Here is a 21,054-nt window from a genome sequence, read left to right on the forward strand (position 1 = left end):
GCGGGAGATGGGTAGAGCACTCATCGTCGTCGATGTGCAGAACGACTTCTGCGAGGGCGGCTCCCTCGCGGTCGCGGGCGGGGCCGCGGTGGCCCGGCAGATCAGCGAGTATCTGGTCGCCCGGGGCGACGACTATGCCGCCATCGCCGCCACCCGCGATCTGCACATCGATCCGGGCGGCCACTTCTCCGATCGGCCCGACTTCGTGGACACCTGGCCGCGTCATTGCGCCGCCGGCACCCCGGGTGCGGATTTCCACCCGAACCTGGAGATCACACATTTCGAGGCGGTGTTCTCCAAGGGCGCCTACAGTGCCGCCTATTCCGGCTTCGAAGGCGCGACCGAAGACGCGGTCGGATTGGCGGAGTGGTTGCGCGCCAAGGGCATCGACGCGGTGGACGTCTGTGGCATCGCCACCGACCACTGTGTCCGCGCCACCGCCGCCGACGCCCGCGCAGCGGGTCTGTCCACGCGGGTTCTGCTCGATCTCACCGCGGCGGTGTCGGCGGAGACGACGCAGATCGCGCTGGATCGTCTGCGTGCGGCCGGTGTCGAGTTGTCCGGACAGGTCCCTTTGCTGAACTGACCCGAGCCTTGCTGAACTGACCCGAGCCGCGCCGCGGTCCCGGGCGGACCGGACTTCGACCCCGCCCGATCTCAGCCGGCCAGGAAGCCGACCAGCGCACCGGCCACCGCCTCGGGGTTCTCGACTTGGGGATAGTGACCCGTCGCGGGCGGCTCGTCCAGCACTTCGAAGCGCGCTCCCGGCAGCCGTTCCCGCAGGCGCGGAAGGAGATGGCCGCCACTGATCGGATCGGCCGGACCCCATACGAAAAGCGTGGGCCCGGAATACGTTTCGAGCGCCTGCTGCCAGCGTTCGGCATTGGCCCGGCGCTCGGCGTGGTAGCGGTTGAGCGCCCATTGCACGTGCTTACCGCCGCCGTCGGTCATCGCCAGCCACATCTGATGCAGATCGGCATCGGGGACCGGGCGCCCCAGGATCCTGCGCAGGGTCATCCGGAAGGTCGTCTCCGACATGAGCGGATTCAGTATCTTGCCGATCGGGGTGGTCATCAGATGCTGAATCGGCAAGGGCCGGTACAGGTCCGGGTACAGGCCGCCGTTGAGCCAGGCCATCCGCTGTACCCGCGTACTGTCACGGGCCAGCAACTCCTGTGCCACGCTGACCCCGTAATCGTGTGCCACGAGCGCGGTGCCGGTGATTCCGAGCCGCTGCCAGAGCTGTTCGACCAGCGTGGCCTGTTCGGTCATCCGGTAGTCGTGCCCGCGCGGTTTGTCGCTGGCACCGAAACCGAGGAAATCCAGAGTCGTTACCCGGCAGCCGGATTCGGTGAGGGCGGGCAGGATCGAGACCCAGTCGTGCGAGGACGTCGGATATCCGTGCAGCAGCGTCACCGGCCGCCCGTCGATCGGGCCGTCCTGCCGGTGGAAGATCCGGTGGCCACTCAGCTCCAGGTGCGAACCCCCGGCGATCCAGGTGCGGTAATCCGGCTCCACGCGCATCTCCTTCCCCGTACCGCACCCCCTGATGCGGATTACCGCCAACCCTACTGGCCGCCCCGGACGCGGCCACCGGATCCGGCGTCACCGCGACGGCCCCTGTGGACAACCGCCGGCCTGTGCACAACCTCGCGCGGACGGGAGCGGGCAGGCACGGGCGACCGCCGCCGGTCGGGTCGATTGTCGGCAGGGGGCGCTAGTCTTCCTGGGTGCCCGAACTCCCGCCCGTACCGACCCTGCTGGCGACCGCCGTGGAAGCACTCGGCGGTACGGCGCGTACCGGTCAGCAGACGATGTCGGCCGCGGTCGCGCACTCCATCGACACCAAGGAGCACCTGGCCGTCCAGGCCGGAACCGGCACCGGTAAGTCGCTGGCGTATCTGGTGCCGAGCCTGCGGCACGCGGTGCAGAGCGGACGGACGGTCGTGGTGTCGACGGCCACCATCGCGCTGCAGCGGCAGCTGGTCGACCGCGATCTGCCGCGGTTGGCGCAGGCGCTGGAGAAACCACTGGGCCGGCGCGCCCGGTTCGCGATCCTCAAGGGCCGCAACAACTATCTGTGCCTGCACAAGATCAACAGCGCGATCCCGGACGAACCACCGGAGACCGAACTGTTCGACGCCTTCGCGATCTCCCGGCTCGGGCGCGAGGTGCAGCGACTCAACGAGTGGGCCTCCGATACCGAGACCGGCGACCGGGACGAACTGGTCCCCGGCGTCAGCGACCGGGCATGGCGCCAGGTCAGCGTGTCGGCGCGGGAATGCCTGGGCAAATCGCGCTGTCCGTTCGGCACCGACTGTTTCGCCGAACGCGCCCGCGCGGAATCCGGACAGGCCGATGTGGTGGTCACCAACCACGCGCTGCTGGCCATCGATGCCATCAGCGGCATCCAGGTGCTGCCCGAACACGATGTGGTCGTCATCGACGAGGCGCACGAACTGGTGGACCGGGTCACCGGCGTGGCGACCGCGGAACTGTCCACCGCCACCATCACCGCGGCGGCCAAGCGCTGCACCAAACTCGTCGACGAGGGCGATCTCGACCGGCTCGAGGGTGCGGCGGAGGCTTGGCACGAATTGCTCGAGGATCTGCCGGCGGGCCGCTGGGACGAGTTACCCGCCGGCGGCGATCAGGTTCTGGCCCTGCTGCGCGATGCCGCCTGGACCGTCCGCACTTCCCTCGCACCTCCCGGTTCCGGTGCGCCACAAGGCGATCCGGAGGCCGCCGCGGCCCGCAACATGGCGGTGGCCGCGGTCGAGGAGGTGCACGATACGGCCGTGCGCGCGCTGACGGCGTTCGAGGAACCCGATCCCGCGGCCCGACGCGATGTGCTGTGGCTGGCGGTGGACGAGGTGCGCGGCGTCGCCCGGCGCACGCTGCACATGGCCCCGCTCTCCGTGGGCGGGTTGCTGCGCAGCCGGTTGTTCGGCACCGCGACGGTCATTCTCACCTCGGCCACGTTGCAGGTCGGCGGATCCTTCGACGGATTGGCCGTCACCTGGGGCCTGCCCCCGCAGACACCCGATCGCGCCGGAACCGACGTCCCGGGCGCCGACCGCGCGGACAAGGGCATCCGCCGCATCGACCCGACCATGGCCAACGGGGCCGAAGCGCCCGCCGACACCTCGGCCATGCGCTGGAATTCGCTGGATGTGGGCTCACCCTTCGATCACGCGAAATCCGGCATCCTCTACGTCGCCAAACATCTCCCGGCCCCCGGTCGCGACGGCCTGGCCCCGTCCTATCTGGACGAGATCGAGCGGCTGATCGAGGCGGCCGGCGGGCGCACGCTGGGGCTGTTCTCCTCGATGCGGGCCGCCAAGGCCGCCAGCGAAATCCTGCGCGAACGCCTGGACACACCCATCCTGTGCCAGGGCGAGGACGCCACCGGCACGCTGGTCCGCCGCTTCGCCGACGATCCCGCGACCTCGCTGTTCGGCACGCTCTCGCTGTGGCAGGGCGTGGACGTTCCGGGACCGTCGCTGAGCCTGGTCATTCTGGACCGGATTCCCTTTCCCCGGCCCGACGATCCACTGCTGGTCGCCCGGCAGCAGGCTGTCCAGGCACGCGGCGGCAACGGCTTCCTGACCATCGCGGCCAACCACGCCGCCCTGCTGCTGGCTCAGGGCACCGGACGGCTGCTGCGCAGCGTGCACGATCGCGGCGTGGTGGCGATTCTGGATTCCCGGCTGGTGACCGCCCGGTACGGCGGATATCTGCGCGCCTCGTTGCCGCCGTACTGGGAGACCTCCGATCCCGAGGTCGTCACCAAGGCGCTGCGGCGCCTGACCGCCACGGCCGCCGATCTGACCACCGCCGCCGAAAAATGAACCGTACCGTTATGTGACACCACCCACATTGGCTGGGAAACTACTTCTATCCGGAAGTAGGTTGGCGGGCGATACTTCCGGTGCACCCCCAATTCCCACATCGGAGTATCCGAGGTCCCCGCGTCGCGAACCCTGCACGCGACGTGGGGACACTCATATCGCCCGGGTCGCGAAACTACTTCACCAACAGGGTGATCACCGCGGCCACCACACCGATCACGACCGCACCGACTCCCCAGACGATGCCGTGCCGCTGCCACGGCCGCCCGTGGTCGACTGAGAACCGGCCCGGGCCGGTGAAGCCCAGTGCCACCGCGACCACCGCGAACAACAGGGCGGATTCGTATCCGGCGAGCCCGTGCGGCCAGGTCACATGCATCGCATTGATCATGGTGCCGAGCACGATCGCGGCAGCCAAGGGCGTCACCAGCCCGAGGAACAGCAGTCCGCCGCCGACGGCCTCACACAGCCCGGCCAGGGTGGCGAAGAATTTTCCGGGGTCGTAACCCATCTGCTGGAATCCGTCGGCGGTCGCGGACAGGCCGTAACCGTTGAACCAGCCGAAGAGTTTCTGGGTGCCGTGCACGAACAGCAGTCCGCCGAAGACCAGCCGCAGCAGTAGGAGGCCGATATCAGCGGCGACGGGATCGGCGACCGTCCGGAATTCCAGCGGGCGGGCGGTCCGGGTTTCGGTGTTGGCAGTCATGATCGCGGAGTCCTCATCTCGTTAGTTGGCGAAAGCAAAACGGACTGCGGTCCGATTGATAACACGGTCACCAACCGAACCCGGTTCACGGAGTTGTTCCGTGCGGTTCGTTCCGTCCGGCTTGCTCATAGGACGAGGAATCCCCGCCGAACTCATCGGCGGCCGCCGAGCGGTCTACTCGGCGAGGAAGAAGAAGTACGCGAGGAAGACCGCCATCAGCACCCACATGACCGGGTGCACCTCCCGCCCGCGCCGCCGCGCGACCATGACGACGGGATAGAAGGTCAGCCCCATCGCGATTCCGTTGGCGATCGAGTAGGTCAGCGGCATCATGATCACGGTGATGAACGCCGGGATCGCGAATTCGAGCTTGCTCCAATCGATGTCGCCGAGCGCCCGCGACATCAGCACACCCACCACGATCAGCGCCGGCGCCGTCACGGCGGGAACGTCGGCCACCACCGCGAAGATCGGGAAGAAGAACATGGCGGCCAGGAACCACCCCGCGGTCGACACCGCGGTGAGCCCGGTACGCCCGCCCGCACTGACACCGGCCGTGGATTCGACATAGGCGGTGGTCGTCGAGGTGCCGATGATCGCGCCCGCGGCGGTACCGATCGAATCGGCGGCCAGCGCCTGCGCGGCGCGCGGCAGTTTCCCGTCGGGCCCGAGCAGCCCGGCCTGGTTGGCGATTCCGATCAGCGTGCCCGAGGCGTCGAAGAAGTCGACGAACAGCATGGTCAGCACGACGATCGCCATCTGACCGGTGAAGGCGTGCGGCAGATTCACGATGGCTTGGCCGAAGGTCTGGTCCAGCCCGTGCGGCAGCGCCACCACCTGATGCGGCAGGTGCACCAGCCCGCTGACGATGCCGACGACCGTTGTGCAGACGATGCCGTACAGCACCGCGCCGTGCCAGCCCAGCACCAGGAAGACCACCGTCACCAGCAGTCCGAACAGAGCCAGCAGCGTGGTCCCCTTGGTGAAATCACCCAGGTGTACGAAGGTCGCCGGATCCGAGACCACGATCCCGGCGTTCTTGAAGCCGAGGAAGGCGACGAACATGCCGATCCCCGCGCCGACGGCAAGTTTCAGCTGCAGCGGAATCGCGTCGATGATCTTCTCGCGAACCTTGGTCACCGCGAGGATGAAGAAGATGATGCCCGACAGCAGCGTGCCCGACAGCGCAACCTGCCAGTCGATCCCCATCCCCAGCACGACCGAATACGCGAAGAAGGCGTTGAGCCCCATCCCGGGCGCCAGCGCGATCGGATAGCGCGCCCATACCCCCATCACCAGCGTGCCCACCACCGCGGCCACCGCGGTCGCGGTGAACACCGCCTGGGTCGGAATGCCGCGCGATCCGAGTTGACCGTGGTCGCCGAGAACCGCCGGGTTGACCGCGAGCACATAGGACATCGCCAGGAAGGTGACGGTGCCGGCCATGAGCTCGCGCTTCACGGTCGATTCGAGCCTCGCGATTCCGAAGTAGGAATCGAGGCGTCCCTTGGACCGTGACAGGACGTCGACACTGCTCATGTACTGCTCTCCACCCTTGCCCCGGACCTATCGGACTGTGCCGAGGGCACCGTATCGGTCCCGGACCGTTCGATGCCATTCAGATCGGCGAACATGCGGCAAATCACGTTCGCCGATATCCCCGCTGACCAGACGTTCTACGGCCGCGCCGCGGCGACCAATCCGAGTTCTGCCGGACCCGACAGCAAACGGTGTCTGGGCAGCACGCGGACGGTATACCCGACAGCACCGGAATGCGGCACCGGCGTGGTGACCGCGAACTGCTCGGTGCCGGCATCCGTGGCGATGTGGTCCATGTCGACGACCTCGGTATCGGTCAGCTCGTCGTCGGAACCGACCCGGCCCAGTACCGCCTGCACCACCACGTCGCCGACGGACAGCCCGGCGAGATCGATGCGGGCCCGCAGCGACAGTTCCGCGCCGATCACCGGAATATCGGGCAGGCCGGAGCTGTCGACCTGCAGGACCTTCACCTGCGACCACGCCCCCTCGAGGCGGCGGCGGTAGTCGGCCAGCTCCCGCGCCCCGACGAAGTCGTCGGCCGCGATCGCGGCATACGACGCGGCGGCCGGGAGATAGTAGCCGGTGGTGTAGTCGCGGACCATGCGCGAGGCGAGCACCTTCGGGCCGAGGGTGCGCAGCGTGTGGCGCACCATTTCCATCCAGCGCACCGGCAAGCCGGAGTCGTCGCGCTCGTAGAACCGCGGCAGCACCGAACGCTGCAGCATCTCGTACAGCGCGGCCGCCTCCAGATCGTCGCGCCGGTGTTCGTCGCGGACGCCGTCGGCGGTCGGGATGGCCCAGCCGTTGTCGCCGTCGTACATTTCGTCCCACCAGCCGTCGCGGATGGAGAGATTGAGGCCGCCGTTGAGTGCGGCCTTCATCCCGGAGGTCCCACAGGCTTCCAGCGGACGCAGCGGATTGTTCAACCACACATCGCAACCCCAGTAGAGGTAGCGGGCCATCGACATGTCGTAGTCGGGCAGGAACACGATGCGATGCCGCACCGCCGGATCGTCGGCGAACCGCACCACCTGCTGGATCAGTGCCTTACCCCCGTCGTCGGCGGGATGGCTCTTACCCGCGACCACCAGTTGCAGCGGCCGCTCCGGATCGAGCAACAGCGCGCGCAGCCGGTCCGGATCGCGCAGCATCAGCGTGAGCCGCTTGTAGGTGGGCACCCGCCGGGCGAATCCGATGGTCAGCACCCCGGGATCGAAAACCTCGTCCACCCAGCCCAATTCGGCCGGGGCCGCGCCGCGTTCGAGCCAGGATTCCCGCAACCGGCGACGCACCTCGGCGACCAGCACCGCACGCAGCGTCGCCCGGGTCTCCCACAGCTCGCGCAGATCCACCGACCGCAGCTGTTCCCAGCCGCGCGCCTCGGCCACGAGCTCCGGCCCGACGAGATCGCGCGCCTTGTCTATCCATTCGCGAGCCGCCCAGGTCGGGGCGTGCACCCCGTTGGTCACCGAACCGATCGGCACCTCGGCCGCGTCGAATCCGGGCCACAGCGGCGCGAACATGTCGCGGCTGACCTCGCCGTGCAAGCGCGAAACACCGTTCGCGCGCTGGGCGAGTCGCAAACCGAGGTGGGCCATGTTGAATACCGACGGATCGGCCTCACGTCCCAGCGCCAGGATCCGGTCCACCGAAATTCCCGGCAGCAGTGGTGATTCCCGTTCCCCGTGGGCGCCGCCGAAGTAGCGGCGGACCAGCCCGGCGGCGAACCGGTCGATGCCGGCGGGCACCGGAGTATGCGTGGTGAAGACGGTCGCGGCCCGCACCGCGGCGAGCGCGGAGTCGAAATCCATTCCGCCCGACATGTATTCGCGGATCCGCTCGATCCCGAGAAATCCCGCGTGGCCCTCGTTCATATGCCACACGTCCGGATCCGGCAGACCGCGAGCCCGGGTGTAGGCGCGGATCGCGCGCACGCCGCCGATGCCGGCCAGAATCTCCTGTTTGATGCGGTGGTCCTGATCGCCGCCGTAGAGCCGATCGGTCACCGCCCGCAGTTCCGGATCGTTGTCGCTGATATCGGAATCGAGCAGCAGCAACGGAATTCGCCCCACCTGCGCGATCCACACCCGAGCGCGCAGCACCCGGCTCTCGGGCATGGGCACGTGGACGAGCACCGGGGCGCCCTCCTCGGCCAGCAGTCGCAGCGGCAGACCTTGCGGATCGAGGTCGGGATAGCGCTCGGCCTGCCAGCCGTCGGCGGTGAGCGACTGCCGGAAATAGCCCGACCGATACAGCAGGCCGACGCCGATCAGCGGCAATCCCAGATCCGAGGCCGCCTTGAGATGGTCACCGGCCAGAATTCCCAGCCCGCCCGAGTAATTCGGCAGCACCTCGGTCACACCGAATTCCATGGAGAAGTAGGCGATACCGCGCGGCGCCGGGGTTTGCGGTTGCGCGGCGATATGTTCGGCGAACCAGCGGGGTCTGGTCAGATAGTCCCGCAGGTCGGCCTCGGCGGCGTCGACGGCCGCCTGATAATCGGGGTCCGCGGCCCACTCGTCGAGCCGGTCCGCGTCCACCTCGCCGAGCATCCGCACCGGATCGCGGCCGACCCGCACCCACAACTCGGGATCCAGCTGCGCGAACACATCCTGAGTAGGCCCGTGCCACGACCACCGTAGATTGGCGGCCAGCTCACCGAGGGCGGCCAACCGCTGTGGCAGATGGGCACGGACGGTGAAACGACGCAATGCCTTCACCGGGTAGACCCTACACGGCGGCACCGGGCCGCACCCCGCACGCCGAGACCGGGCCAGCGCGCTGACCTGCTGCGAAAGGTGTTATCCCCGCAGCGTCCGAGCGAGCAGGGCCAGCAGTTCGCGCCGGTGCCGCGCATCGGCTTCGCGGTCGTAGGCCGCGGTGTCGGTCTGGGTGTAACCGTGGTGTGCGCCGGGGTAGACCTCGGTGCGGTAGCGCACTCCGGCCGCGGCCAGCGCCTTGTCGAACGTCTCGATCTGGTCGGGCGTCAGCGACCGGTCCTGGTCGGCGTGACCGAAATACATTTCCGCCGTGGCACTCTCGACGGCGAGATGCGGGCTGTCGGGGCCGTCGACGACCAATCCCCCGGTGTGGAAGCCGGCCGCGGCGGCGATCCGGTCACCGAACGCGCCGGCCGTGTACACCGCCAACCGGCCGCCCATGCAGTAGCCGGCGGTGGCCATCGGCCCGCCGGCCGTGTGCTCGAACGCCGTGAGCCAGTCCAGATAGGCGCCGGCGTCGCGGACCACGAGATCGCGGGTGAGTTCCCGCAGCATCGGGACGATCGTGGCGAACAGGTCCGGGCGCTGCTGCGGATCGATGAAATCCGGCAACTCGACCAGCGGCGCCCGGCCGTGCCGGTAGAAGACGTTGGGCACCAGCACCGTGTATCCGGCCGCGGCGACATCGTCGGCCAGCGCCCGCAGGCTCGGACGCAGTCCGAACGCGTCCATGTACAGCAACACACCGGGGTACTTCCCGCCCGCCGCGGGATAAGTGACGTACGCGTCGGCGACACCGTCGGGCGTCGCGATCTCCACGGCCTGCCCCTGCACCGCTGTCATGCGCAATTCCCTTTCTCTCGGCTCTCTCGGCGAATTCGTTCGTGCCGGTAGTCCGCACCGGCGTCCACAGAAACGGAACCAACGCCCCGGAAAGTCTGCCACGGGCACCTCCGGCCCGCAATCGCCCAGGCCCACGTCGCGCGTGTTCGTGGTCGCGGCCGGACTACCGGTACGGTTGGTGCCGTGACCGGTCGCATCGCCATCGATGACACCGCCCCGGCCGTCGCGGGCGGATATCCGGCCAAGGCCGTGGTCGGCGAGGTGGTGCCGGTACGAGCCGTGGTGTGGCGCGAGGGCCACGACGCGGTGGCGGCCACCCTGGCCGTGCGCGGACCGGGCGGCGGACGCACCCAGCGGATCCGGATGGCGCCCGAGTTCGAACCCGATGTCTTCAACGCGGTCTTCACCCCGAATACGCCGGGGCTGTGGACCTTTCGCGTCGAAGGCTGGGGCGATCCGATCACCGGGTGGCGGGCCGCGGTCGAGGCGAAACTCGCCGTCGGCCAGAGCGCGGCGGATCTGGCCAACGATCTCGAGATCGGTGCCCGGCTGTTCGAACGGGCGGCCCAGGCGGTGCCGAAACGCCAGTGGGAGAAATTGCGCGCCGCCGCGGCCGCGCTGCGCAGCGATGCGCAACTGCCGGCGCGGGTGGCACCCGCCTTCAGCGCCGAGGTGGCCGAGATCCTGCGCGAGACGCCGCTGCGCGATCTGGTGACCCGCGGTCCGGTCCACACCGTGCTCGTCGAGCGGCGACGAGCGCTGGTCGGCTCGTGGTACGAATTCTTCCCCCGCTCCACCGGCGGCTGGGACGCCGACGGAAATCCGGTGCACGGCACCTTCGCCACCGCGACGAAGGAACTGCCACGCATCGCGGCCATGGGTTTCGATGTCGTCTACCTGCCGCCGATCCACCCGATCGGAACGGTGAATCGCAAGGGCCCCAACAACTCTCTGACCTGCGGTCCCGACGATTTCGGCTCCCCCTGGGCGATCGGCTCGGCCGAGGGCGGCCACGACGCCGTCCACCCGCTCCTGGGAACCGAGGCGGATTTCGCCGAATTCGTCCGTGCCGCGGGCGAACTCGGTCTCGAGGTGGCGCTGGATCTGGCGCTGCAGTGCGCGCCCGACCACCCGTGGGTGCGCAGCCATCCGGAATGGTTCACCACCCTGCCCGACGGCACCATCGCGTTCGCGGAGAATCCGCCGAAGAAATATCAGGACATCTACCCGCTGGATTTCGACAACGATCCGGACGGGCTCTACGCCGCCGTCCTGGGCGTCGTGCGGCATTGGATCGCCTTGGGAGTCACCATCTTCCGGGTAGACAATCCGCACACCAAACCGGCCGACTTCTGGGAATGGCTCATCGCGCAAGTGCGCCGGACCGATCCCGACGTGATCTTCCTGTCCGAGGCATTCACCCGCCCGGCCCGGCTCTACGGTCTGGCGCGGCGCGGATTCTCCCAGTCCTATACCTATTTCACCTGGCGCACCGGCGCCTACGAACTGGCCGAATTCGGTCGCGAACTCGCCGCCAAGGCCGACGAGGCCCGGCCCAATCTGTTCGTCAACACTCCCGACATCCTGCACGAGAGCCTCCAACACGGCGGTCCGGGCATGTTCGCCGTGCGCGCCGTGCTGGCGGCGACGCTGGGCCCGAGCTGGGGTATGTATTCCGGTTTCGAACTTTTCGAGCACCAGGCGGTGCGCCCCGGCAGCGAGGAATATCTCGATTCCGAGAAGTACCAGTTGCGCCCGCGACGATTCGCCGAGGCCGCGGCCCGCGGCGAGTCGCTGGAACCGTTGATCACCCGGCTGAACGAGATTCGCCGAGCCCATCCCGCGCTACAACAATTGCGCTGCATCGCCTTTCACCACGTCGACAACGAGGCACTGCTGGCGTACTCGAAGATCGACCCGAGCTCCGGAGACGCGGTGCTGGTCGTGGTCAACCTCAACCCGTTCGGCGCCGAGGACGGGATGATCTCGCTCGACATGCCGGCCATCGGACGGGAATGGCACGACCGGCCGACGGTCCACGACGAGATCAGCGGCGAGGAATACCACTGGGCGCAAACCAATTACGTGCGACTCGACCCCGTGCGCGCGCCCGCTCACATCCTCGCCCTCCCCGCGGTCTCCGCGGCCGCGCGCACCGAATTGGCCTACCGCAGGACCTTCCGGTGACGGCACGCCGGACCACGGCACGGCGGCCGCGCCGATGAATCGGCGCGATCTGATGTTGCTGGCCGCCGGTACCCACACCGACCCGCACACGGTCCTCGGCGCCCATCCGCATCCGGACGGTACGGTGATCAGAACCCTTCGCCCCCATGCCGATTCGGTGTCGGCGCGCATCGGCGGCGTCGACCATCCGCTGCACCCCATCGGCCACGGCGTCTTCGAGGGCGTGGTCGAATTTCCGGATCTGTGGGACTACCGCCTGATCGTGTCGTATCCGGGCAGCCGGACCGTGCTGACCGCCGACGGATACCGGTTTCTGCCGACCGTCGGCGAACTCGATCTGCACCTGCTCGGCGAGGGACGACACCGGCGGCTCTGGGAGGTACTCGGCGCCCATCCGCGCCGCTACACCACCCTCGACGGCGAGGTCACCGGCACGTCGTTCGCGGTATGGGCGCCGAATGCGCGCGGCGTGACCGTCTTCGGCGATTTCGACAGCTGGAGCGGAACCAGTACACCGATGCGCCGGCTCGGATCGTCCGGGGTGTGGGAGGTGTTCGTACCCGGCGTCGCGGCGGGCACGCGCTACAAATACCGCATCCACGGCGCCGACGGACGGATCGCCGACCATGCCGATCCCCTCGCCTTCGCCGCCGAGACCCCGCCCGCGACGGCATCGGTCGTCGCCGACGCCGACTACCGGTGGACCGATCAGGACTGGTGCGCCACCCGTGCCCGGCGCGACCCCACCCGCGAGCCGATGAGCGTCTACGAAGTTCATCTCGGCTCGTGGCGGCCCGGGCTGGACTATCGCACCGCCGCCGAACAGCTCGCGGAATACGTTCGAGCCCAGGGCTTCACCCACGTCGAACTGCTACCCGTGGCGGAACATCCCTTCGGCGGCTCCTGGGGCTATCAGGTCACCTCCTACTACGCACCGACCGCTCGCTTCGGCTCCCCCGACGATTTCCGGGCCTTCGTCGACCACCTGCACGCCCACGGGATAGGTGTCATCCTCGATTGGGTGCCTGGCCATTTCCCGCGCGACGAATGGGCCCTGGCCCGCTTCGACGGCACCGCCCTCTACGAACATCCCGATCCTCGCCGCGGCGAGCAATTGGAATGGGGCACTTATATTTTCGACTACGGCCGCAACGAGGTGCGCAACTTCCTGGTCGCCAACGCGCGGTTCTGGCTCGAGGAGTTCCATATCGACGGGCTGCGCGTCGACGCCGTCGCCTCGATGCTGTACCTGGACTACTCGCGTCCGCCCGGCGGCTGGGAGCCCAATGTGCACGGCGGACGGGAGAATCTGGAGGCCGTCGCCTTTCTGCGCGAGTTGAACGCCGCCGTCCACGCCGATCATCCCGGCGTGGTGACCATCGCCGAGGAATCCACCACCTGGCCGGGCGTCACCCGGTCCACGGAGGTCGGCGGGCTGGGCTTCACCCTGAAATGGAATATGGGCTGGATGCACGACACCCTCGGCTACTTCGGACGCGATCAGGTGCATCGCAGCTGGCACCACAACGAGATCACGTTCTCGGCGGTCTACGCGTGGAGTGAGAACTATCTGCTGCCGATCAGCCACGACGAGGTGGTGCACGGCAAGGGCACGCTGTGGACCCGCATGCCCGGCGACGACTACGCCAAGGCCTGCGGCGTTCGCGCGTTGCTGGCCTATATGTGGGCGCACCCGGGCAAACAGCTGCTGTTCATGGGCCAGGAGTTCGGCCAGTTCCGGGAGTGGTCACACGATCGCGGACTGGACTGGGGCGAACTCGCCAACCCCCTGCACGACGGTATCCGCGCCCTCGTCGCCGATCTCAACACCGTCTACCGCGCCCACCCCGCGCTGTGGACCCAGGACACCGCGCCCGGTGGCTACGCCTGGATCGAGGCCGACGACCACGCGCACAACCTGCTCGCCTTCCTGCGCTACGGCACCGACGGCTCGGTCGTGGCCTGCGTCTTCAATTTCTCCGGCGTCGAACACCGCGACTACCGCATCGGCCTGCCGGCCTCGGGCACCTGGCGCGAAATCCTCAACACCGACGCCACCTCGTACGGCGGCAGCGGCACCGGCAACCTCGGCGCGGTATCGGCATCCGCCTGCCCCTGGCACGGCCGGCCCTATTCGGCGGAGGTCACCGTCGCCCCCAACAGCGCGATCTGGCTGGCCCCCGATCACCACCGCAGCATCGGCAACGGCCGCAACGGATGACGCAGCGCGCACCACGTGGCGCTCTCGGCGATGACGATCGGATGGTCGGTGCGCACGGTCGTCCGGGCTCAGAACTTCCAGGGCGCCGGCAGGTCCGGGACCACACACCCGTAGGTGTGCTCGATCGACACCGGGGTGCCGCGAACCGTACCGTGCGCACGCAACTCCACCGGGTAGTACCGGAAACAGCGAACTCCGGAATCCGAATCGGGTAAGGCCAGTTCGGCATCGGCCAGATACGCGCACGCGGCGGCGGCCTCGGGATGTGAGCCGCCGGTCGGATCGCAGGTCAACGTGACAGTGCGAGGCGAGCGATCGGGTTCGGTGCGGGTGAAGATCAATTGGGTGGCCGCATCATGGGCTGCCGCGCTGCCCGCCGGCATCAGCACTGCCGCGGCGCATACGGCGCCGATCAGACCACGCATCGTCGCCTTCACATCGGCCTCCCGTCCCCGCGCCGACGGCGGATTCCGCCGGCGCCTGCGCCGATTATCGGTCGTCGCGGCCGATCGGTCGACCACCGCGACGACCGGGCGTGGCTCAGTACAGTGCTGGGCTCAGTACAACGCAGTCGCCAGCTTGCGCCGGGCCGCGACCACCACCGGATCGGCGGTGTCGAACAGCTCGAACAGTTCGACCAGGCGGGTGCGCACGCGGTTGCGGTCGTCGCCCGCGGTCCGCTTGATCAACCCGATCAGCCGATCGAAAGCGGCCTCGGGCTGCTGGTTGAACAGTTCGGCGTCGGCGGCGGTGAAGGCGGCGTCGATATTGCCGGGATCGGCGTCGGCCACCGCGATCGCATCGGCCGGCAGCTCGCGGGCACGGCCGAAGAACCGCACCTGGCGCAGCGCCGCCTTGGCTTCCTCGTTGGCGGGTTCGGCGGCGAGAATCGCCTCGTAGGCTGCTTCGGCCCCGGCGATATCACCGCGATCGAGCGCCTCTTCGGCGGCGACGAACCGCGGATCCTCGGGCACGGGCGCCTCGCCTTGGTCGTCACCGGCGCCGGGAAGTTTGCCCCGCACCGCGTCGACGACCGCGGCCAGCCACTGCTTGACCTGTTCCTCGGGCTGCGAGCCCTGGAAATCGGCCAGCGGCTGCCCGGCGGCCACCGCGATCACGGTCGGAATGCCCTGCACCCCGAAGGCCTGCGCGATCCGCATATTCGGCTCGGCCTCGATGGTGGCCAGCTCCCAGCTGCCCCCGGCGCTGCCGACCAGCCGCTCGAAGAGCTTGACCAGTTCGACACTTCCCGGGCTGCGCTGCGAATACAGGACGACGACAACCGGCACCTCGAGCGATCGCCGCAGCACCTTGGTCTCGAAATCGGCCTCGGTGACGGCGTGATCGCCCGGGACGTCCGTGGCGGCCGGCTGTTTCAGAGCGGACAGATCCACCGCGCCGGACATGGCAGCGGCAGCGGCGGGCGAGGGACGACGTGCAGCAGGTCGAGTCACGACATCCAGTTTGTCATGACGCGGCGGGCGCCGGGGCCGCGGCCGGGCTCAGCTCTCCCAATTGTCCGGTCCGAATCGCCCAGCGCTCGAACCACACCGAGGAGAACGGCACCACCGACGAGACGAGACCCAGCAGGATCGTCTTACCCGGCCATTCGTATTCGCGCCACGCCAGCAGCAGGCTCACCGCGTACAACACGAAGATGAGCCCGTGCAGCATGCCGAACACCATCACCGGCCAGGTGATGGGTTCGGGCAGCCGCTTGAGCACGGAACCGAGCAGCAACAGCGCCCACGACGGCGCTTCCAGCAGTCCGAACAGACGCACCCGCTTGGCCACGGTGCTCACGTCGAAGAATTCGCCCATGGCCACCATTGTGCCCAACGACTACGCAGCGTCGTAGTAGGTGTGGGTCATGCCACAGCGCGAATCGAGGTCAGACGCGGACGATGAGCGCGTCGCCCTGGCCGCCGCCACCACACAGCGCCGCCGCACCCACACCGCCGCCGCGGCGCTTCAACTCCAGCGCCAGGTGCAGCACGATCCGCGCGCCCGACATGCCCAGCGGGTGACCGATCGCGATCGCACCACCGTTGACGTTGACCTTCTCCGGATCGATCCCCAGCTTGCGGGTCGAGGCGATCCCGACCGCCGCGAAGGCCTCGTTGATCTCCACCAGATCCAGATCCGCCGGCGAGATACCTTCCTTCGCGCATGCTTTCGCGATGGCGTTGGCGGGCTGGTCCTGCAGCGTGGAATCCGGACCGGCCACCACACCCGCGGCCCCGATCTCGGCGATCCAGCTCAACCCCAGCTCCTGGGCCTTGGCCTTGCTCATCACGACCACCGCGGCCGCACCGTCGGAAATCTGCGACGCCGACCCCGCGGTGATGGTGCCGTCCTTGGCGAAGGCCGGGCGCAGCTTGCCCAGCGACTCCGCCGTCGTATCCGCGCGCACGCCCTCGTCCTCGCTCACCACGATCGGATCGCCCTTGCGCTGCGGCACCGACACCCGCACCACCTCGTCTGTGAAGACACCGTTCTTCCACGCCGTGGCGGCCTTCTGATGCGAGGCGGCGGCGAACGCGTCCTGCTCGGCGCGGCCGATCCCGTCGCCGGCGTTGCGGGACTCGGTCAGCGCGCCCATCGCCTGGTCGGTGAAGATGTCGTGCAGCCCGTCGTAGGCCATGTGGTCACGCAGGGTCACATCGCCGTATTTGAAGCCCTCACGGGACTTCTCCAGCATGTGCGGGGCCCGGCTCATCGACTCCTGACCACCGGCCACCACGATCTCGTACTCACCGGCGCGAATCAGCTGATCCGCCAACGCGATCGCGTTGATACCCGACAAACACACCTTGTTCAGCGTCAATGCCGGAACATCCATCGGAATACCACCGGCCACCGCGGCCTGACGCGCCGGAATCTGGCCCGCACCCGCAGTCAGCACCTGACCCATGATCACGTAGTCGACCTGCTCGGGCGCGACCCCGCCACGCTCCAGCGCCGCCTTGATGGCGAAACCACCCAGATCCGAACCGGAGAACCCGGACAACCCACCGAGCAGCCGACCGACCGGAGTACGGGCGCCGGAGACGATGACAGAGGTGGTGGCCACGATGAACCTCGCTTCTCACATTCGGGGACGCAGCGGCGTGCCGCCCTCGTACTCGGCGACGGGCCGCTCTCGTACTCAACGGTAACCCTTCCCGTCCCGGCAGCTCCAGGTAGGTGCGCGCTACCTTCGTAGAGTGAGCACTACCGATACGTCCGCTTTCATTCCCGCCGATTACGTCATCGCCGTCGATCACGTCGGCGTCGCCGTGCCCGATCTCGATACCGCCGTGGCGTGGTATTCGGACAATCTCGGCATGGTCGAAACCCACCGTGAGGTCAACGAGGCCCAGGGCGTGCACGAGGCGATGCTGTCGCTGCCCGGTTCCGGCGACGACGCCACTGCTCTGCAGTTGCTGGCGCCGCTGAACGAGGAGTCCACGATCGCCAAGTTCATCGACCGCAACGGCCCCGGATTGCAGCAACTGGCCTACCGCGTGACCGATATCGACGCGGTAGCTACTTTCCTGCGAGGCCGCGGCGTCCGTTTGCTGTACGACGCTCCCCGCGCCGGAACCGCGAACTCGCGGATCAATTTCATCCACCCCAAGGATGCTGGCGGTGTGCTCGTCGAACTAGTCGAACCGGCCGCGAATCCTACTCACTAGTACCGCAATCCGGCCACGGAAACAGTTCATAACGACATTCGCAGTCGACTCACCATGGTGGGTCGACAGGCTGTAGTTTGTGGGGCATGTCGTCCACTGAGCCCGATCGCAATCGCTTCGTCGCGTTGCCTTTCACGGTAGTACGTAAAGGCTACGACCGTGACGAAGTACGCAATTACTTCGACCGTTTCGATGCCGAGCTGAGGGTCACCGCAACAGATCGCGATGCCGCCGCCGCTCAGGCCCGTAACCTGGCCGCCCAGCTGGAGGACGCCCGCGACGAGATCGATGAGCTTCGCAAGGAAGTAGATCGCCTGTCGGTTCCGCCCACCACCGCGGAAGGCATGAGCGACCGAATCTCCCGGATGCTGCGATTGGCATCCGACGAGGCGTCCGAGGTCCGCGCGCAGGCGCAGGCCGAGGCTGCCGAGATGATCTCCATCGCGGAGCAGCAGGCCACCGAGATGCGTGGCAAGTACGAATCCCTGCTGGCCGAGACCAAGGAGAAGCGCGAGGCGCTCGAGGTCGAATTCGAGCAGACGCTGTCGAACGCGCGCGCCGAGTCGGCCAAGATCGTCGAGGCCGCCCAGGCCGATGCCACCCGCATCACCAAGGAGGCCGAGGCCAAGCGCAAGGCCGCCCAGCAGGACTTCGAGGCCACGATGGCCGAGAAGCGGACCAAGCTCACCAAGGCCATGGAGGAGCTGGAGGCATCCAGCCGCTCCGACGCCGCCCAGCGCATCAAAGAGGCCACCGACGAGGCCAACCGCCTGGTCACCTCCGCCACCCAGTCCGCCGATCGCAAGATCGCGCACGCCAAGGAACTGGCCGAGGAGATGCGCGTCCTGCGCGGCCGAGTTCTGGCCCAGCTGCTGGGTATCCGCGGCCAGCTCGATTCGGTCCCGGCCATGCTGGCCGCGGTCAACCGCGAGAGCGAGCTGCTCGACGGTGCACCGGAGCAGCGTTCGCTGTCCGGTAAGCAGTCCGGTTCCGGCCGGCAGAAGGCCATCCCCGAGGTCAAGGCGGAAGACGAAGAGTCCGTCGACGAAGAGCGCGAAAGCGCCGAAGTCTCGAGCTGACAACACGCGCCACCCCCTCAGGGCGACACATTCACCACCCGTTTCGAGGCCGCTCCCGCACCGCGGGGGCGGCCTTCCCTATGCCCGCACCCGGGGCCGGGTTACGACCAGCGCCGCGTGATCGTGCGGGTATGGCGACCGCGCCAGCAGCCGGAATGCCAATGGCGACGGTCGTTCTCGTCGCCGTCGGCCGGCCACGCCACGATATGCGCTGTGCCGGGCGGGATCTCGTGATCGCAGCCCGGGCACCGGTAGGTCTTCACCGCACGGGAGCCCGGGATCGTGCGCACCACGAAGGTTTCCGCGCCACCGGGCCCGTCCTCGGTGCGCCCGAAGACGTCACCGATGGGCCGCGGTTCCCGAGGGAGCCGCGACGATGTCGGACGGGGTTTCCGGCGTGGCACGAGCGCCTCAGAACAACCGGAATTCGGTGCTGTCGGTGCCGCGCAGGGCGTCGTAATCGAGTGTGACGCAGCGGATCCCGCGATCGGTCGCCAGGGTCCGCGCCTGCGGTTTGATCTGCTGTGCCGCGAAGACACCGGTGACCGGCGCCAGCAGCGGATCCCGGTTCAGCAATTCCAGATACCGGGTGAGCTGCTCCACCCCGTCGATCTCGCCCCGGCGTTTGATCTCCACCGCCACCGTGGCGCCGGTGGCGTCGCGGCACAGGATGTCCACCGGGCCGATGGCGGTCATGTATTCGCGGCGGATCAGCGTATAGCCGTCACCCAGCGTGCCGATGTGTTCGGCGAGCAGCTCCTGGAGATGGGCCTCGACGCCATCCTTCACTAGCCCGGGATCCACGCCGAGTTCGTGCGCGGAGTCGTGTTCGATGTCCTCGACGGTGATCCGGAGTTCCTCACCGGCTTTGTTGGTCACCACCCAGAGCTGGGATCCGTCGGGCATCGTCTCGACATCGGTCTCGCGCTCTTCCAGCCAGCAGGGCGGGCTCATCCAGTTCAGCGGCTTGTAGGAACCGCCGTCGGAATGCACCAGCACCGAGCCGTCCGCTTTCATCATCAGCAGCCGACGGGCCATCGGGAGATGTGCGGTGAGCCGACCCACGTAATCGACCTGGCAACGAGCAATCACAAGGCGCACCGGTCGAGTTTAGGCCCTCGCCGAGACCGCTTGCGCGCGGGGCGATCAGCCGACGAGCAAGATGTATCCGAGTACGGCCGCGATGACGAGCAGACCCGTCTCGAACCGGTTGAGCCGGTGTGCGCGGGCATGACCGCTGCGCAACAGCAACCACCCGGTGAGCAGCCCGATCGTCAGGGCGATCAGATGCCCGACATTGGTGAAGGTGTGGCCCATGACGACCCCCGCGACGGCGACGGCACCGAGCGAGATGGCCCATGTCGGTCGCCACTTGGCGGGCAGAACCACCATCAGCGAACCGATGACCGCCAGCGCGCCGTAGCTGACCCCGACGTCCTCGGCGAGGGAAATACTCGTCGGCAGCCATTTCACGCTCACCGCCACCCACAGGCCGCCGGCGACGAGGAGTGTGGCGCCGATATGGCCGGCGATGAAGATTCGCAGCAGCGACAGGGCGCCGAATCGCCATTCCGCCAGAATGAGCAGACAGACCAGCAGCGGGATGAGCAGCGCGCCCGCGGTGCCGTCACCGATGACGAACGCACTGGAGAACAGGGTGCCGAACCGTCCGGCCAGCAGATTGTGCAGATTGGTGCTCGCATGCTGGATGACGCGGGTCTGCTGCGTATCGCTGAGTACCGACACCAGCACGGTCACCGCGATGAGCAGGGCGCCGTAGCTGTAGGTCATCGGCAGCTTGAATCGATCCCGCAGCGTGAGGGAACGGCCGGCCTGCGCGGGGCCGGACTCCAGTGCTGACTGTGTGGCCGGCTCCTGGAGTAGAACCATTCGGATCACCTTCCGCTACCAGACCGGTACCGATTGCACCGGGTCGACACCATCCATGATCCCGATCGATCCCCCGAATGGGGTCAGGCTTACTTAGGAAAGTCCTGTGAACCCGGGGATACCCACCCGAACCGATCCCATTCGCCCGAAAATCCGCCGGGCGAGTCGCAAGTCGACTCGGCCGGCGACGCACGCATCGACCCGACCGGGTCCGGATATGGGTAAGGCCCCCAACCTGTTGGTTGGGGGCCTTACCTGAATGTATGTTCCGGCGGTGTCCTACTCTCCCACACCCTGTCGAGTGCAGTACCATCGGCGCAGGTGGCCTTAGCTTCCGG

General features: G+C 68.0%; 18 protein-coding genes. 6 read left to right on the plus strand and 12 right to left on the minus strand.

Features of this window, described 5'->3' with window-relative positions; translation table 11 throughout:
• Positions 1-7 precede the first annotated feature (7 nt).
• Complete coding sequence (locus IG65_RS0118140; protein ID WP_030516116.1) at positions 8-586, plus strand: isochorismatase family protein; 579 nt, start codon at positions 8-10, stop codon at positions 584-586.
• A 71-nt stretch (positions 587-657) separates the two neighbouring features.
• On the opposite strand, the gene IG65_RS0118145 is transcribed toward IG65_RS0118140, so the two are convergent.
• On the minus strand, positions 658-1,518 hold the full coding sequence (locus tag IG65_RS0118145) for an alpha/beta fold hydrolase (protein ID WP_231509271.1): 861 nt from the start codon (positions 1,516-1,518) through the stop codon (positions 658-660).
• 212 nt (positions 1,519-1,730) lie between these two features.
• Here IG65_RS0118145 and IG65_RS0118150 point away from each other — a divergent pair, with 212 nt between their 5' ends.
• Positions 1,731-3,851, plus strand: a complete 2,121-nt coding sequence (locus tag IG65_RS0118150; protein WP_030516118.1) for an ATP-dependent DNA helicase — start codon at positions 1,731-1,733, stop codon at positions 3,849-3,851.
• A 175-nt stretch (positions 3,852-4,026) separates the two neighbouring features.
• Here IG65_RS0118150 and IG65_RS0118155 read toward each other — a convergent pair whose 3' ends face one another.
• The 4 genes from IG65_RS0118155 to IG65_RS0118170 form a co-directional block, all read right to left on the minus strand.
• Positions 4,027-4,557, minus strand: coding sequence for a DoxX family protein (locus tag IG65_RS0118155; protein ID WP_030516119.1), 531 nt, complete (start codon positions 4,555-4,557; stop codon positions 4,027-4,029).
• Between the two features lie 174 nt (positions 4,558-4,731).
• Positions 4,732-6,096: an NCS2 family permease gene (locus IG65_RS0118160; RefSeq protein WP_030516120.1), complete on the minus strand. Its 1,365-nt coding sequence runs from the start codon at positions 6,094-6,096 to the stop codon at positions 4,732-4,734.
• A 137-nt stretch (positions 6,097-6,233) separates the two neighbouring features.
• On the minus strand, positions 6,234-8,819 hold the full coding sequence (gene glgP / locus IG65_RS0118165; protein ID WP_030516121.1) for an alpha-glucan family phosphorylase: 2,586 nt from the start codon (positions 8,817-8,819) through the stop codon (positions 6,234-6,236).
• Positions 8,820-8,900: 81 nt separating this feature from the next.
• Positions 8,901-9,662: a dienelactone hydrolase family protein gene (locus IG65_RS0118170; protein WP_030516122.1), complete on the minus strand. Its 762-nt coding sequence runs from the start codon at positions 9,660-9,662 to the stop codon at positions 8,901-8,903.
• 183 nt (positions 9,663-9,845) lie between these two features.
• Between IG65_RS0118170 and IG65_RS0118175 the strand changes: the two genes are divergently transcribed.
• Both IG65_RS0118175 and glgB read left to right on the plus strand, forming a co-directional pair.
• A complete protein-coding gene (locus tag IG65_RS0118175) occupies positions 9,846-11,849 on the plus strand; it encodes an alpha-1,4-glucan--maltose-1-phosphate maltosyltransferase (RefSeq protein WP_030516123.1) in 2,004 nt (667 codons plus the stop codon).
• A gap of 34 nt (positions 11,850-11,883) precedes the next feature.
• The gene (gene glgB / locus IG65_RS0118180) at positions 11,884-14,070 is read left to right on the plus strand and encodes a 1,4-alpha-glucan branching protein GlgB (protein WP_051756382.1); all 2,187 of its coding nucleotides are present in this window, start codon (positions 11,884-11,886) and stop codon (positions 14,068-14,070) included.
• A 68-nt stretch (positions 14,071-14,138) separates the two neighbouring features.
• On the opposite strand, the gene IG65_RS35970 is transcribed toward glgB, so the two are convergent.
• From IG65_RS35970 to IG65_RS0118205, 4 genes are all read right to left on the minus strand, one after another.
• Positions 14,139-14,507, minus strand: coding sequence for an SSI family serine proteinase inhibitor (locus IG65_RS35970; RefSeq protein WP_156055670.1), 369 nt, complete (start codon positions 14,505-14,507; stop codon positions 14,139-14,141).
• Between the two features lie 120 nt (positions 14,508-14,627).
• A complete protein-coding gene (locus IG65_RS0118195) occupies positions 14,628-15,476 on the minus strand; it encodes a tetratricopeptide repeat protein (protein WP_030516126.1) in 849 nt (282 codons plus the stop codon).
• A 61-nt stretch (positions 15,477-15,537) separates the two neighbouring features.
• Positions 15,538-15,891: a DUF3817 domain-containing protein gene (locus tag IG65_RS0118200; RefSeq protein WP_051756420.1), complete on the minus strand. Its 354-nt coding sequence runs from the start codon at positions 15,889-15,891 to the stop codon at positions 15,538-15,540.
• A gap of 70 nt (positions 15,892-15,961) precedes the next feature.
• Positions 15,962-17,143 carry an acetyl-CoA C-acetyltransferase gene (locus tag IG65_RS0118205; protein ID WP_030516128.1) on the minus strand — a complete coding sequence of 394 codons (1,182 nt, stop codon included), beginning with the start codon at positions 17,141-17,143 and terminating at the stop codon, positions 15,962-15,964.
• Between the two features lie 133 nt (positions 17,144-17,276).
• On the opposite strand from IG65_RS0118205, the gene mce reads away from it, so the two are divergent.
• Both mce and IG65_RS0118215 read left to right on the plus strand, forming a co-directional pair.
• Positions 17,277-17,747 (plus strand): methylmalonyl-CoA epimerase, encoded by a 471-nt coding sequence (gene mce, locus IG65_RS0118210; RefSeq protein WP_030516129.1) that lies wholly within the window; start codon positions 17,277-17,279, stop codon positions 17,745-17,747.
• An 86-nt stretch (positions 17,748-17,833) separates the two neighbouring features.
• The gene (locus IG65_RS0118215) at positions 17,834-18,826 is read left to right on the plus strand and encodes a hypothetical protein (RefSeq protein ID WP_030516130.1); all 993 of its coding nucleotides are present in this window, start codon (positions 17,834-17,836) and stop codon (positions 18,824-18,826) included.
• 101 nt (positions 18,827-18,927) lie between these two features.
• Here IG65_RS0118215 and IG65_RS0118220 read toward each other — a convergent pair whose 3' ends face one another.
• Genes IG65_RS0118220 through IG65_RS0118230 form a run of 3 tightly spaced genes read right to left on the minus strand, consistent with a single transcriptional unit; the run spans position 18,928 to position 20,716 of the window.
• Positions 18,928-19,230 carry a hypothetical protein gene (locus IG65_RS0118220; protein ID WP_030516131.1) on the minus strand — a complete coding sequence of 101 codons (303 nt, stop codon included), beginning with the start codon at positions 19,228-19,230 and terminating at the stop codon, positions 18,928-18,930.
• A 7-nt stretch (positions 19,231-19,237) separates the two neighbouring features.
• Entirely contained in the window at positions 19,238-19,927 is a 690-nt protein-coding gene (gene nucS, locus IG65_RS0118225) for an endonuclease NucS (RefSeq protein WP_030516132.1), read from the minus strand.
• Between the two features lie 45 nt (positions 19,928-19,972).
• A complete protein-coding gene (locus IG65_RS0118230) occupies positions 19,973-20,716 on the minus strand; it encodes a rhomboid-like protein (RefSeq protein ID WP_030516133.1) in 744 nt (247 codons plus the stop codon).
• Between the last annotated feature and the right edge of the window lie 338 nt (positions 20,717-21,054).

The organism is Nocardia sp. NRRL WC-3656, from assembly GCF_000720265.1.
In the GTDB taxonomy this organism is placed as follows: Bacteria; Actinomycetota; Actinomycetes; order Mycobacteriales; family Mycobacteriaceae; genus Nocardia; species Nocardia nova.

Excerpts from the sequence above, each read along its gene's own strand:
- IG65_RS0118155 (WP_030516119.1), bottom strand. The coding sequence starts at position 4,557 with ATGACTGCCAACACCGAAACCCGGACCGCCCGCCCGCTGGAATTCCGG.
- IG65_RS0118230 (WP_030516133.1), bottom strand. The coding sequence starts at position 20,716 with ATGGTTCTACTCCAGGAGCCGGCCACACAGTCAGCACTGGAGTCCGGC.
- glgB (WP_051756382.1), top strand. The coding sequence starts at position 11,884 with ATGAATCGGCGCGATCTGATGTTGCTGGCCGCCGGTACCCACACCGAC.
- IG65_RS0118215 (WP_030516130.1), top strand. The coding sequence starts at position 17,834 with ATGTCGTCCACTGAGCCCGATCGCAATCGCTTCGTCGCGTTGCCTTTC.
- IG65_RS0118195 (WP_030516126.1), bottom strand. The coding sequence starts at position 15,476 with ATGTCCGGCGCGGTGGATCTGTCCGCTCTGAAACAGCCGGCCGCCACG.
- IG65_RS0118160 (WP_030516120.1), bottom strand. The coding sequence starts at position 6,096 with ATGAGCAGTGTCGACGTCCTGTCACGGTCCAAGGGACGCCTCGATTCC.
- IG65_RS0118170 (WP_030516122.1), bottom strand. The coding sequence starts at position 9,662 with ATGACAGCGGTGCAGGGGCAGGCCGTGGAGATCGCGACGCCCGACGGT.
- IG65_RS0118140 (WP_030516116.1), top strand. The coding sequence starts at position 8 with ATGGGTAGAGCACTCATCGTCGTCGATGTGCAGAACGACTTCTGCGAG.
- IG65_RS0118200 (WP_051756420.1), bottom strand. The coding sequence starts at position 15,891 with ATGGGCGAATTCTTCGACGTGAGCACCGTGGCCAAGCGGGTGCGTCTG.